The sequence below is a fragment of the Candidatus Curtissbacteria bacterium genome (assembly GCA_024654445.1).
Lineage (GTDB): Bacteria > Patescibacteriota > Microgenomatia > Curtissbacterales > GWA2-41-24 > JANLHP01.
Window position 1 is genome coordinate 1 of record JANLHP010000011.1, and the last position, 12,509, is coordinate 12,509.

The window sequence follows — 12,509 nt, forward strand, 5'->3', positions numbered from 1 at the left end:
GCTCCGCGGGTAGGATTCGAACCTACGACCAATCGCTTAACAGGCGAGCGCTCTACCACTGAGCTACCGCGGAACGTCAAACGTTCCAGTCGCGTTTGACGCGACGGATCGTGATCGAAGCCAATTTTAACATTGTGGGGTAGGGTATTCAATCGACCTTAAAGTAATTTTGACTTCTGCTAAATACGCTTCTATAATCGCAGCCTATGCCTGAACAAGGACCGGCTTCTACTAGTAGAATATTTACGGACAGGTACGCTTTTGATTATGAAGCAGTGTCTGCCGTGCAGCCACGAACGTGGGAAATTGGCTCTAAACGGTTAGTCGAATTGCTTCCGCCGGAAAACGGTGATACTGTTTTGGAAATAGGCGCAGGCACAGGTAATTCGACAATAGAAATTGCAAGCGCGAATCCTCAAATAGGCAGGTAATTGCCTTGGAATTTAGTGAAGGTTTTGCCAGACTGAGTTGGTATAAATTTGGGTTACAAAATATGGATTTGCCTGCGGATCTAGATCCAGGCGCACGTGCTTATATTGAAGAAGTAAAAGAAAGAGCTATAAGCACGGGGGTGGATGTAAATTTCGGTTTAGCAAGAGCCGAATCATTACCGATCCGAAGTGGATCTATGAACAAAATCTACATGTCTCAAGTAATTCACTGGTTGGCTTTTGCCGATGATGATGTTTTTGGAGAAAACGTTGATCATGTAAATGAATCAATTTCGGAATTCCATAGAGTACTTCGGAGTGGCGGGCAAATAGTTTTAGATACTAGCGGGCATCAAACAGGCTTGGAAGATCACCAGTTAAATGGCGTAAGGCTGAAAGATACGCATGTTCTTAGTCATCCTTTTTACAGAGCGTTTATATTAATATCAGATTGACTGAACGAGATTTACATAGATTGAAGGTTAAAGCGGCTAGAGAAGGAATTCCCTATCAAACACTTGCAGCTTCACTAATTCATAGGGCTACCGCCGAATAAGCAAGCTTTTCTACGAATAAGGAGAGCTAGCTTGCAACAAATTAAATTGTGATAATGATAAAAACTTACCTTCGTATTCCGGATGAGCTAAATGAAAGGGTTACGCGTATTGCAAAAGCTAAAAAAGTGAGTAAGGCCGAAATTTTTAGAAAAGCTTTAGAAATAGGTATTGAAAAGAATAAGCCAAAGAAAAATGATTTCAAGCTTACCTCCGATTTGTAATAGGGTTCGAACTTCGTCTACGAGGCTGAGCCAGCTATTTTTAGCCTCAAATTTTGATACCCCGAGTTGGACGATTGAGTCTCTGTGATGATTTTTATAATCAGCTGGGAAAGCTAGGAGTAACAGCTAATAATATGATCTGATCGAAGTTTTTTTGTTAAATATTATTTTTAGGTTCGTTTACACTTTCAACAATTTTTTTAATCTCTGTGTTATTGGGTACATATACGAATTTATGCCCTTTTTTCATTCTTGTTAGGTAGCCTTGTTTTACCAGATTTTTAAGATCGTCGCTTGCAGTTTGCTGAACTATTAAATTTTTTGTTTGATGTATCGCTACGTCCGTAACTTTCCCAGGATTTTTATAGAAATAATGTAATAGGCCAACTTGTCGTTCGTTTAATTCAGACAAATGAGATGCAAATAATTTAAGTGAATTCTCTTCCTCAATTTTTTTGTTAAGATATTCAATAAATTCGTCTATTGCTCTATAAATTACCTTCAATTTATATATTAAAAAATATGTTAGATCTTCTTCGTCGTATTCACTATGTAGATAAGCATTACTGTATTCTGTTTTTGATTTATTGATGATTCTGGAAACTGATAAATACTGAAACAGCCAATAGTTCTTTTTAAGTAAATACCAATAGAATATAGCTCTAGCTGTTCTTCCATTACCATCTACAAACGGGTGTAGAAAGCCTATCCAAAAATGTAGTATGGATGCTTTGATTACTGGGTGTACAAAATTATCTTCATTTTCATCATCATTGGCGTAGGCGATTAATCTCTCAATTTCTTTATCGACGAAGGCTCTTTTTGGCGGAATATAAGAGCTTATACCTGTTGCAGCGTCTACGACGTGAATTTGGTCATCATCAGTTCTTAATCTACCTGAATCTTTAGGATCATCTAATGTGTTAACTGTTATATTTTTTTGAATATCTATCAACATGTTTAAACTTAAATCTAAATCTTTCCATTCTTCGAGTCGTTGCATTACTTGGTAGTTGTTTATAATCATTTGTTCACTTCTTGTTTTTGGCATTCTATTGGTTAAGATCATTTGTTTTGCGACTTTTCTAGAGGTATTTGCACCCTCAATTTGGCTTGAGGCAATTGCTTCTTCAGATATACTACTTAAGATAAACTGATTCTTTTGTTTAGAGTCTGGTTTTCCTAAGCGGGCAGAAATGTATCCACTGGCATTTGAATCGATGTAACTTAGTTTTTGATACATAGATTTGGTTAAGTTGAAAGTGAATTTTGATTCTTGTATGGATTCAATCGGAGTTGTTTCTCTGTTTGACATTCTTGTGAACTTAAGATATGCCCAAGCTTCTTCGGGGGAGATTCCGTCTGGTATTTTGTAATGTTTAAATTTATCCCAGTGGACATATTCTTTTTGAGCGTGCTGTATAAGAATTTGTAAGTCTTTAGAGCTAATAATTTTCTTAAAGAATTCAGTTGAGAGTACTTTTTTCCAAGAAGGTGGTTTAAATTTGAAATTGTTCATCTGCTAATTAACTACTAAAACTAATGGAATTAGTAGTTGATTAGATATTATAGTAACTCAACTACTAAAATAAGTCAAATTAGTAGAAAATTATTTGGGCTACTAAGGTTCGTTTTTGAACTATCGAAAATAGGTTCTAACTTTGTCCACGAGGTGGAGCAAAATTTAATTATTTTGATGAATATAGCGCTTTGTTTTGAGTAAGCACAGAATACATCAGGCAATCCTCCGCTTTTTTGAGATCATTTTTAGCTTCGAGGGTGGCATTTATTTTTTTTATTAACTTTTTTAAATATTGATCATCTGTCTTTCCTAATTCTTTAGTCCAGCGTTCGGCTTCTTCTGAAAACCTTTTAGCATTATCCTTTGACCCTCTTTGAATCGAAGTTGTGATCCTTTTTAAATCCATTGAAAGTGAGAGTAATGTTACTTTGTCCATATCAGAGCAAAGAAAAATTTTGTTAACTGTTCAAATATTTGTCTTTTTTCGGGATCTTGGATTTCATTAGAAAGATTATTGTCATTTGGTCTAATATTTATCATTGAATTATTGTCGATTGCAAGCGATGTGAGATCTATTCCTCCGCCCCAAAGGTCAGATTGAGTAGAGCCTTGTTTTAAAAGAATTGCTTCGTTTTCAAAATGGCGGTTTGCTCCTGCCGAGCAGACTTTTTTCTCTATATCAATCACGGTTTTAATATAAGTTTCGAATTCCTCTGAAAGTTTTTCTATCTCTTCTTTAGTATAAGGTTCTTTTTTGGTAATTATCATAGGGGTGATCATAACTTATCTGGGCAATTTTTGCTGTTGTCTTGCTTATTTCAGGCTTTCTTTTAAAAAGAAAGTTTTAGTTTTTTTGATTTCAGTTTGACTTCTTTACAGTTCTTGCTTATACTCCCGCCTTACTATGCTTCGTAAGCTTGATTCTATAATCCAAAATCTATACACGCTCTATGTTTCGAAAAGGCTAGGTTCGTGCGGAGACAATGACCTGTTTGTTACTTTCTCGAAATTTTTCGTACCCAAAAATATTCATATGGGCAGTAATGTTTTTATTAACCAACAGTGCATATTCGTCGGGGAAGAAAAAATAACTATTGGAAATAATGTAAATTTTGGATTTCGCTGTATGGTTGTTACGTCGAACAATGAGGTAGAGATCGATTCGGAAACGAAAAAAAGAACTCACTATGATGAGCCCATTGTTATCGAAGACGATGTTTGGATTGGAGCTGGCGCTATTATCTTGCCGGGCGTGACGATAGGCAAAGGGAGTGTTGTAGCGGCAGGGGCAGTTGTCACAAGAGACGTTCCAAAAAGTACATTAGTTGGGGAAGTGCCCGCGCGTATTATTAAAAATATAGAACCCGAAGATACGCTCAGGACTTTAAAGAAATACATTCATGTTCGTGTGCCTGCTCCTCTGGTGCGCTAACTAATCTCTCTTCCTTCTTGGTATACTCTCCCGTGCGAATTTTTCTTTAACGAAAGATAGGTACAGAGACAGTAGAGGCGGGTATGCTAGGACCGTTGCGTTTAGTGAAATAAATGGCAGACTTTGTTTGAGCGAAGAATAACTATAAGTTAGGATTTTTGATATACTGCTTCTACGTCGGCAAAGGTTGCCTTTAAATATCTACACCTTTTGCCCAACTTATCCAAGAAAATTTTGGCGCTTGGCTCACTGGTTACACTTCTTGTCTTTTTAACGGTTTCTAATACCGGAGCTGCGCCTCTTACTCAGACTTTCACAGCTTCTGCTGATTCTTACGTACAAGAGAACACACCCTCGACTAATTTTGGCACCGCGACTCAGGTGCGTGTAGACGGGTCGCCGCTTGTTGTGTCGGGGACGGTGTTGTCAACATCGGAATGGACTCTGCTTCCAGTGACGGAGCAGATTATTCTTCCCGCGAAGGTTCGTTCGCGCCGCAGCTAGTCGTCACAGTTCAGTCGTAATTAAGTCAGAACCTTTGCAACTTATTAATCTGTGAGTGAAGTAGGTGAACATTAGAATGGTAATCGGGAAGTTTATAAAATAATAGTAGTCGGTTGTCGGCCCTCCATAGAGGGTGAAGCCCACGAGTGGAACGATAAACCAGAGAGGAATTAGGGTCGCTAGGATTTTCTTTTTCCTATCTTTTTCGAAGACGAAAGCGAGCAAAAATATGATTGGGATTAGATATTTTAGAAACTACAGCGGGGGAATGTGAATGAGCGCTGATATTTGCGTAAAAGATTCTGGTAGCCTGTGGAGCATAAAGCGCAGATGAAAGCCAATGTAATAATCCCGCAGGAAGTTCTGGAATCTGTAGTAGTTGTCATAAGAATGACTCAGATCGCTTAACAGTGTTGGGATAAACCAGATTACGAAAAGCGGGAGCGAGAGAAGTGATAGTTTTAGGGCCTTTTTTTGTCTTTATAAAGAAAAAAGCGGGCAGATAAATAATAGGAAGAAAAACGGTAGTGAAGTGGATGTGGAAGAAGAAGCCAGATAATGCGGCAAGAAGATAGAAGTAAGCCGGTCCTAAATAAAAATCTCCGACTCCTACACGAGGGCCTTTAAGGACTGGTTGGCCTTCCAAGATGTCTCTTACTATCCATGCGTCTCTTGACTGATCCCAGCCAAATCTGAATTCATTTTCGTAATTATAAAACCTAAGATAGATACCGATTGCAATGATTGCTATAAGGAGAATTAAGGCGATGAGCTTTGGTTTAATGAAAGAGAGAGTCATTCAGGAAATTTAAAATAGTCTAAGTTAAAACACGACTGAAGACAACAATGAATTCTTACCTTCTTATTACTTAGTTTTTTGGATAGTTAATGCGATAGGGGAATATTATGTATTTCCTCGAGAGGAGGTGATATGTAATATGCAAATAGACGGAACCGGACTACTCGTGTGGTTACTTATTCTTGTTGCGGTACCCTTGCTGATCTACATGTTTCTGAGAGATATGGATGCTGAAGATCGGGAACGCAAAGATCGAGATGTTGCCGGTTCAAAGGGTGGTCAATCTGGCAGGCGCCGCGAACGGAACGGGGGAGGTGATTGATTGATCAGGTAAGCGTATAAAGAAAAAAGGTTTTTAAAAGTTAAGATAAACTTCTAATTTAAACTAGTTTTGGATCTTGTTGCTATAATCCTCGTATGAAAATGGGGGGGCCGAGTTATGTTGCCAGGCTCTTATTCCTTTTTGCTATCTACTTTACTACTGCACGACTTGGGTTGAGTATCGACGCTGTTAACGGCTTTGCAATGCTCGTCTGGCTTCCCACAGGAATATCTTTAGCCGCACTTATTATATGGGGCGTAAATTATTGGCCCGCTGTTTTTGCTGGGGCATTTCTTGTCAATTTTTTATTGGGTGTTCCGCTTCTCGCTGCGCTTGGGATAGCGGCGGGTAATACCCTGGAAGCTATAGTAGGCGCTTTCCTTCTTCGCAACGTTTTTTCACTTAATAATGCTCTCGAGCGCCTAAGGGACGTTTGGAGTTTGATCTTGGCGGGCGGGCTTTTTGCAACCGCAATAAGCGCTACGATTGGGGTTTCGAGCCTTTACGCTACTGGCGTCCTAACGTCTTTTGACTACATTCGGACATGGCTTGCGTGGTGGGTTGGGGACATGATAAGCGCACTGGTAGTTACGCCTCTTATTTTGGCCTGGAGTGTTCCACGGAGTTTCAAATACACACGATTACAAATTGGCGAATTTTTAATAGCTTCCTCGTTCTTAATATTTATGAGTTCGATGTTTTTTACCAGCCTTTTAGGGATTAATACAAGAGGACTACCTATAACTTATGTATTTTTCCCTCCTCTTATTTGGTACGCGATTAGATTTGGTCAACGAGAAGCAGTTACAGCCGTCTTTGTTCTTTTGGTGATGGCAGTTGTGGGTACGATTGGTGGTTTTGGGCCATTTGTTAAAGGGCAGCTAAACGAAAACCTTCTTCTGCTCCAAGGATTTATGGGAGTAGCCTCTGTCACTGTAATGATTTTGGCAGCACTAGTTATTGAAAGAAGAGAACATGAAAGGCGCAAGGACGACTTCATTATTATTGCGAGCCACGAACTTAAGACTCCGATTACGAGCGCAAAAATTTTTGTCCAAATACTCAAAAAGCATTTTAAAAATACTAAGGACAAGAAGCTAGTTCACTACCTCACGACGATTGAGGACCAAATAGACAAGCTGACTGATTTAATCGGGGAGTTATTGGACGTTTCTAAGGCTCATGTAGGGAAAATTATTTTGAACAAGGAAAGATTTGTTGTTGATGATTTAATTAATCAGATTGTAAATGAAATTCAGCAACACGAAAGTGGGCGCAAGATAGTGGTTAGCCATGACGCGAAGCGGAAAGTGCTTGCAGACAGGGTTCGTATTGGCCAAGTACTTGTGAACTTCATCAACAACGCACTCAAGTATTCGCCGGAAGATCGTGATGTTTATGTTTCTTCGGAGGTGTTCAACAATAAAGTTGTAGTTTACGTTAAAGATGCAGGTATCGGGATCAGACGTGAACACCAGGGCAAAATTTTCGATCGGTTTTATCGCGTTGACGATCGTGATAAAAAAGGTGGCCAAGGTTTTGGGATTGGTCTTTATATCAGCGCGGAAATAATTAGGAGACATGGGGGTTCAATCGGCGTTTCGAGCAAAAAAGACCAGGGGTCTACGTTCTTTTTTACATTGCCTATTGTTGGCAACGGGCGTAGGAGAAAGGGACAATTTCCTCTAAGATATCTGTCTGGCGGTAGATTAGTTCGGTTTTAAATCGGATTTAAATTCTTGGTATAACTTCTGAATTTTTGGATCGATGACGATCTGACAGTATGGTTGAGACTTATTGGCTTCGTAGTAGTTTTGATGGTAGTTTTCGGCTTTGTAGAAGTTTTCGAAAGGAATGATTTCGGTGACAATGGGTTGCGAGCGGGATTTTTGAGCTTCTTTTTTCGCTTTTTCTGCTGTCTTTTTTTGTGCTTCGCTGTGATAGAAGATACTTGATCTGTATTGAGTGCCAATATCTGCACCTTGTTGATTTAAAGTTGTCGGGTCGTGGAGCTTGAAAAAGACTTCAAGCAATTTCTCATAAGAAATAATATTCGGGTCAAATTCTATCTGGATGCTTTCGGCGTGGCCAGTTGTGCCTGAACATACTTGTTCGTAAGTCGGATTTTCAACTTTTCCTCCGGAATAACCATTCGTTACCGACTCGACGCCCTTTAGGCGCTTAAATATTGCTTCTGTGCACCAAAAACAGCCTCCTGCGATAGTCGCAGTTTCTTCCATATTCTTCCATTTTATCAGTCTTTGTAACGGCTAGTGTAACCTTGAGAATATCGGTAAGGGTTACGAAGCCGGTATCGTGAGGAGGTTACGTTGTTGGTGTTCAAGGTGAGATCCTTGAATTAAGGTCTCATCCTTGAACTTTTATGATTTAAGGTAGGGCATCTCTCGAAGACTCAAGGATGCCACCTTAAATGTCCCAGCACCATTTTCTTACGTTATTATTACAGGCTTCTTGTTGGTCTGAAATATTATGTTTCTATCATTTTTATATGATTAAAAAAGTAAAAGAAGGCTATCGGGTGGTAGCCGAAAGCGGACGAAACATGGGTACATATGGTTCGAGGGAAGAAGCCGAAAAAAGGCTCAAGCAGATTGAAATGTTTAAGCACCTAAAGAAAGGAAGATAGATGAGTGCACAAGAGTTCTTTTATTATTCCTTGGGAGCTGGTACCATTGTTTTGATTGCGGTGATTCTATTGGTTGCTGTCCAAGTAGTGGCTACGCTTCGGATAATTAGGAAAGTGCTGACTGACGTTAAAAGCACGACAAAAGACGTCATAGAGGTCAAAGAAGGCATAAAGATGGGTATTGCTGGGCTAATTGGATATATTTTAAAAACTTTAAGGCGAGGAGGTGAAGCGCATGTCTAATGATGACCATAAGCAGAGCTTTTCTTCGAATAAAGGAGTAAATCCGATTGTTGCCGGAGCTGTTGGTTTGGCAGTTGGAGCAGCCGCAGGAGTAGCTGCAGGTTTACTTTCGGATCGCGACAACAGAGAAAAGTTAAAGGCGAAGGGGGATGAGATAAAAGATAAAGGAGAAAAGAAGTCTCAAGAGCTTAAAGAAAAAGCAGAGGAAATGAAGGCAAAGGGCAAGAGTAAGTTGATTGCGGGCTTAGAGCAGGCAAAGGAAAAGCTGGAAGAGTCGGAAGTGAAAACAGATGGTAAAATCAAGTCTTCCTAAAGTCCAGAATAAAAAAGCAAACGTCAAGATATAATTTTCTCCCCGGTTATGATGCTCGTTTCGTATAACGTTTTACGTTAAACGTAACTAGCTTTGTTACCGTTTAACTCTCTGGCCAATTTTGTGATAATCTGTTTGAAATGACTGATACAGCTAATCTTGAAAAACTGGCAAAACTAGTTCGCTATTTCAGTTTGTTTATGACGACCAAAGCAGGCTCTGGTCACCTAACATCTTCGCTTTCTGCAACGGATATTATGGTTGCACTTTTTTTCAATAAACTTAGGTACGACCTTGCTGATGTTAAAAATCCCAACAACGATAGAGTTATTTTTTCCAAAGGTCATGCATCTCCGTTATTTTATGCGCTGTATGCAGCGGCTGGGGTGTTGGATGAAGCTGACCTGGAAAAATACAGGAAGTTCGGAAGTGAACTTGAGGGTCATCCGAGGCCCGTTTTTAAATACGCGGAAGTTGCGACGGGATCTCTAGGTCAAGGACTTTCCATAGGACTTGGTATGGCGCTTGCCGCAAACCTGGATAGCCTTTCGTATCTAACGTACGTTTTGATGGGGGACAGCGAAGTGGCTGAGGGTTCTATTTGGGAAGCAATTCAACTCGCTTCTTACTATAAGGTGGGGAATTTGGTCGGAATTATTGATGTTAACAGGCTTGGGCAAAGTACCGAAACGATGCTTGGATATAACGTTGATGCTTATAAGGCGAGAGTTGAGGCATTCGGATGGGAGGCTCATATTGTCGACGGACACAATTTTGCTGATATTCAGAACGTTTTAGATTCAATTGATGGGGAGGGCGAGAAACCGCAGATGATAATCGCCAAAACGATAAAAGGGAAAGGTATTTCTTTTTTGGAGGACAAAGAAGGTTGGCATGGGAAGGCGCTTCCGCAGGAAGATTACGAGAAAGCGGTAGCAGAACTTGGAGAAATCGATAAGAAGTTGACGGGGAAGATCAAAAAGCCAGTTGTATCAAGTATCAAGTATCAAGTATCAAGTATACAAAATACTAAATACAAAATACTAAATACAAAATACCAGTTGGGGGAAGATATTGCGACGAGGAAGGCGTATGGGGAAGCGCTGGCGGCTCTCGGTTATAAAAATACTAATATTGTGAGTTTGGACGCAGAAGTTAAAAACTCAACGTTCGCCGAAATTTTTAAAGACGCACACCCAGAAAGGTTTTTTGAGATGTTTATCGCGGAACAAAATATGGTTGGTACTGCTCTTGGTTTGTCGAGGAGAGGAAAAATTCCATTTGTTTCGACTTTCACAGCGTTTTTTACCAGAGCATTTGATCAGATCAGGATGAGTGTTTACAGCGAAGCAAATGTTAAATTTGTTGGAAGCCATGCCGGAGTTTCGATTGGGGAAGACGGACCTTCGCAGATGGGACTCGAGGATTTTGCGATGTTTAGAACTGTTTTTGGAAGCACTGTTCTTTGTCCTGCTGACGCTGTTGCTGCGGAAAAATTAGTTGAAGTTGCTGTAAGTGAAGAAGGAATTTTCTATATAAGAACGGCAAGATTTGCGACGCCCGTTATTTATGACGATAGCGAGGAGTTCAAAGTCGGAGGGAGCAAGGTTGTTAAGTCAGCTGACAGTGACAAGCTAACGATTGTTGCGTGTGGAGTGACATTATTCGAGGCGATTAAGGCTGCTGACGAGTTGGAAGGCGAGGGAATGAATGTGCGAGTAATCGACGCGTATAGCATTAAACCAATCGATGAAGAAGCTTTGAAGGCGGCTGCAAGTGAGACTGGTGGAAAAGTAGTTACGGTTGAAGATCACTACTTTGAGGGTGGCTTGGGAGATGCCGTTTTGAATGTGTTTGCGAATGTACCTAATGTGAGTGTACATAAACTTGCGGTTTCAAAGATGCCAACAAGCGGGAAAGCAGATGAATTATTGGATTATGAAGGCATTTCTTCAAAGGGGATTGTTGAAAAAGTTAAGGAAATTTTGGGAAATTGACTTAAAAACGGGGAACTGCAACTTTTGCAGTTAAAATTCAGATTATTTAGGATCTAGTTAAATAACGCCTGTTCTAACTTGACCTGCCCTAAGTATCTCACGCCTCTCGTCTTCAGTGTTTTCGGTTTTTACGATCCTTAGCCCCTCTCTTGAAGCGAGGGCAATACCTTCGACCAAATCTCTAATCTTATAGGCGCTTGATGCCTTCAGATTGTTGACGTAAATTTCCGGACCACCTGTGACGCTTTTAATGTGGATTTCACCTGTTAGAAGCCCCTTTGAGGCGTTTGCACAGGCAATGTCTGTTGCCATGATCGATATGATCTCGCTCATCCACGGACCTTTTTTGTTAATCCACACGACTCTTAGTTCCTCGATTACGATATCGCTCGGAAACAGAGCCAGCGGAAAAATCTGTTTAAACGTAGCTAGCACGCGTGACGAGTGGCGATTTTGCCCGTTTTGCCACTTTGGCGTTCTTTCAAATCTCCATCCGTCCGTTTGTGTTAAGTACTGCATTTTCACCTCCTCTCGGGTTTGATTCATGATCGCACTTGTTATACATTTTAAAGAGCGTGAAATCTATGAAAATTCTCACAAATACTTTGTTAGATTTCTTACGTCTTTTTGCCCCTTTCAGTTAAGTGGGGAAACAATTATACATTAAACTAGGCGCCGCGCAGTGAGGGCCATTACAAAAAATTTGTTAGTTTGCTAACAAAGAAGCTTACTGGTACAATAGCGCCGTGAAGCAAGCATTACTTCACAAGTTGGACAAATTCTTCGAACCATTCGAAACTCTACATTATAAAAAGGGAGAGACGATTTTAAGGGCTGGTGATCAGCCACAGGGGACTTTCTACTTGAAAAGGGGCTATGCACGTCTATACTCAATTTCTGAACAGGGAGAAGAGTTAACCCTCATTATTTTTAAGCCTGGGGACACATTTCCTATAATGTGGACCATAAACGACACCCCGAATACCCACTTTCTTGAATCGGTAACCGATTCCGTAATGTACAGGGCTCCAAAAGAAAAATTCTTGGCTTTTTTAAACGAAAACCCGGACGCATTCTTGGAACTTTTCAAGCGCGTGCTATTTAGATTTGGTGGTTTGTTGCAAATGATGGATTATCTGGCTTTTGGAAACGCGAGTGCTAAAATCGCCTCAATTTTGCTGATTTGCCTTGAACGTTTTGGGAAAGGTGATGGTGGTAAATCAACTATCGCTGTGCCTTTGACGCATATGGATATAGCAAATATGGTTGGAGTAACGAGGGAAACGGCGAGTATCGAGCTTAAGAAGATGGAGAAGAAGAATCTAATTGCTTACAAAGGTAGATTAATTGTTATTAAAAATAGAAAGGGACTACTGCGACAATCTGTTGTTAATAACGAGCATTAGCCTCAGTTTCTTACAGGGTTGACATAGCTTCCTTGGTTTGTAAATATTGAATTAGATCCTAGATTTTTAGGATCTAAGCCCTTTCAGTTAAGGTACTGGCCAGTACTCTTTAAGA

17 protein-coding genes, 1 tRNA gene and 1 pseudogene are annotated in these 12,509 nt (G+C 40.1%); 12 read left to right on the forward strand and 7 right to left on the reverse strand.

Features of this window, described 5'->3' with window-relative positions; translation table 11 throughout:
• Position 1: 1 nt before the first annotated feature.
• Positions 2–73: transfer RNA gene (locus NUV69_00765), tRNA-Asn, on the reverse strand.
• Between the two features lie 133 nt (positions 74–206).
• On the opposite strand from NUV69_00765, the gene NUV69_00770 reads away from it, so the two are divergent.
• The 3 genes from NUV69_00770 (at position 207) to NUV69_00780 (ending at position 1,209) form a co-directional block, all read left to right on the forward strand.
• Positions 207–431 (forward strand): hypothetical protein, encoded by a 225-nt coding sequence (locus NUV69_00770; protein MCR4324204.1) that lies wholly within the window; start codon positions 207–209, stop codon positions 429–431.
• A gap of 62 nt (positions 432–493) precedes the next feature.
• Positions 494–886: a class I SAM-dependent methyltransferase gene (locus tag NUV69_00775; GenBank protein MCR4324205.1), complete on the forward strand. Its 393-nt coding sequence runs from the start codon at positions 494–496 to the stop codon at positions 884–886.
• Between the two features lie 155 nt (positions 887–1,041).
• A complete protein-coding gene (locus NUV69_00780) occupies positions 1,042–1,209 on the forward strand; it encodes a ribbon-helix-helix domain-containing protein (GenBank protein MCR4324206.1) in 168 nt (55 codons plus the stop codon).
• A 157-nt stretch (positions 1,210–1,366) separates the two neighbouring features.
• On the opposite strand, the gene NUV69_00785 is transcribed toward NUV69_00780, so the two are convergent.
• The 3 genes from NUV69_00785 to NUV69_00795 all read right to left on the reverse strand — a co-directional run bounded on the left by NUV69_00785 (position 1,367) and on the right by NUV69_00795 (position 3,499).
• On the reverse strand, positions 1,367–2,728 hold the full coding sequence (locus NUV69_00785; GenBank protein ID MCR4324207.1) for a Fic family protein: 1,362 nt from the start codon (positions 2,726–2,728) through the stop codon (positions 1,367–1,369).
• A gap of 169 nt (positions 2,729–2,897) precedes the next feature.
• On the reverse strand, positions 2,898–3,167 hold the full coding sequence (locus tag NUV69_00790; GenBank protein ID MCR4324208.1) for a hypothetical protein: 270 nt from the start codon (positions 3,165–3,167) through the stop codon (positions 2,898–2,900).
• On the reverse strand, positions 3,155–3,499 hold the full coding sequence (locus NUV69_00795; GenBank protein ID MCR4324209.1) for a DUF5674 family protein: 345 nt from the start codon (positions 3,497–3,499) through the stop codon (positions 3,155–3,157). Before NUV69_00795 ends, NUV69_00790 begins: the two co-directional genes overlap by 13 nt.
• A 433-nt stretch (positions 3,500–3,932) precedes the next feature.
• On the opposite strand from NUV69_00795, the pseudogene NUV69_00800 reads away from it, so the two are divergent.
• Together NUV69_00800 and NUV69_00805 are read left to right on the forward strand one after the other, a co-directional pair.
• Positions 3,933–4,061: pseudogene (locus NUV69_00800) on the forward strand (sugar O-acetyltransferase).
• Between the two features lie 312 nt (positions 4,062–4,373).
• Positions 4,374–4,667, forward strand: coding sequence for a hypothetical protein (locus tag NUV69_00805; protein ID MCR4324210.1), 294 nt, complete (start codon positions 4,374–4,376; stop codon positions 4,665–4,667).
• 382 nt (positions 4,668–5,049) lie between these two features.
• Here the strand turns inward: NUV69_00805 and NUV69_00810 are convergent, their stop codons facing one another.
• Positions 5,050–5,466 carry a hypothetical protein gene (locus tag NUV69_00810; GenBank protein MCR4324211.1) on the reverse strand — a complete coding sequence of 139 codons (417 nt, stop codon included), beginning with the start codon at positions 5,464–5,466 and terminating at the stop codon, positions 5,050–5,052.
• Positions 5,467–5,605: 139 nt separating this feature from the next.
• Between NUV69_00810 and NUV69_00815 the strand changes: the two genes are divergently transcribed.
• Positions 5,606–5,788 (forward strand): hypothetical protein, encoded by a 183-nt coding sequence (locus NUV69_00815; GenBank protein MCR4324212.1) that lies wholly within the window; start codon positions 5,606–5,608, stop codon positions 5,786–5,788.
• A 95-nt stretch (positions 5,789–5,883) separates the two neighbouring features.
• On the forward strand, positions 5,884–7,512 hold the full coding sequence (locus tag NUV69_00820) for an MASE1 domain-containing protein (GenBank protein MCR4324213.1): 1,629 nt from the start codon (positions 5,884–5,886) through the stop codon (positions 7,510–7,512).
• Here NUV69_00820 and msrA read toward each other — a convergent pair.
• Entirely contained in the window at positions 7,498–8,028 is a 531-nt protein-coding gene (msrA, locus tag NUV69_00825) for a peptide-methionine (S)-S-oxide reductase MsrA (GenBank protein ID MCR4324214.1), read from the reverse strand. The genes NUV69_00820 and msrA overlap by 15 nt on opposite strands.
• A gap of 269 nt (positions 8,029–8,297) precedes the next feature.
• On the opposite strand from msrA, the gene NUV69_00830 reads away from it, so the two are divergent.
• From NUV69_00830 to NUV69_00845, 4 genes are all read left to right on the forward strand, one after another.
• The gene (locus NUV69_00830; protein MCR4324215.1) at positions 8,298–8,435 is read left to right on the forward strand and encodes a hypothetical protein; all 138 of its coding nucleotides are present in this window, start codon (positions 8,298–8,300) and stop codon (positions 8,433–8,435) included.
• Complete coding sequence (locus NUV69_00835; protein ID MCR4324216.1) at positions 8,436–8,678, forward strand: hypothetical protein; 243 nt, start codon at positions 8,436–8,438, stop codon at positions 8,676–8,678.
• On the forward strand, positions 8,671–8,991 hold the full coding sequence (locus NUV69_00840; GenBank protein MCR4324217.1) for a hypothetical protein: 321 nt from the start codon (positions 8,671–8,673) through the stop codon (positions 8,989–8,991). Before NUV69_00835 ends, NUV69_00840 begins: the two co-directional genes overlap by 8 nt.
• Before the next feature lie 131 nt (positions 8,992–9,122).
• On the forward strand, positions 9,123–10,988 hold the full coding sequence (locus NUV69_00845; GenBank protein MCR4324218.1) for a transketolase: 1,866 nt from the start codon (positions 9,123–9,125) through the stop codon (positions 10,986–10,988).
• A gap of 57 nt (positions 10,989–11,045) precedes the next feature.
• Here NUV69_00845 and NUV69_00850 read toward each other — a convergent pair whose 3' ends face one another.
• Entirely contained in the window at positions 11,046–11,534 is a 489-nt protein-coding gene (locus tag NUV69_00850; protein ID MCR4324219.1) for a hypothetical protein, read from the reverse strand.
• A 200-nt stretch (positions 11,535–11,734) separates the two neighbouring features.
• Here NUV69_00850 and NUV69_00855 point away from each other — a divergent pair, with 200 nt between their 5' ends.
• Positions 11,735–12,394, forward strand: a complete 660-nt coding sequence (locus NUV69_00855) for a Crp/Fnr family transcriptional regulator (protein MCR4324220.1) — start codon at positions 11,735–11,737, stop codon at positions 12,392–12,394.
• Positions 12,395–12,509 lie beyond the last annotated feature (115 nt).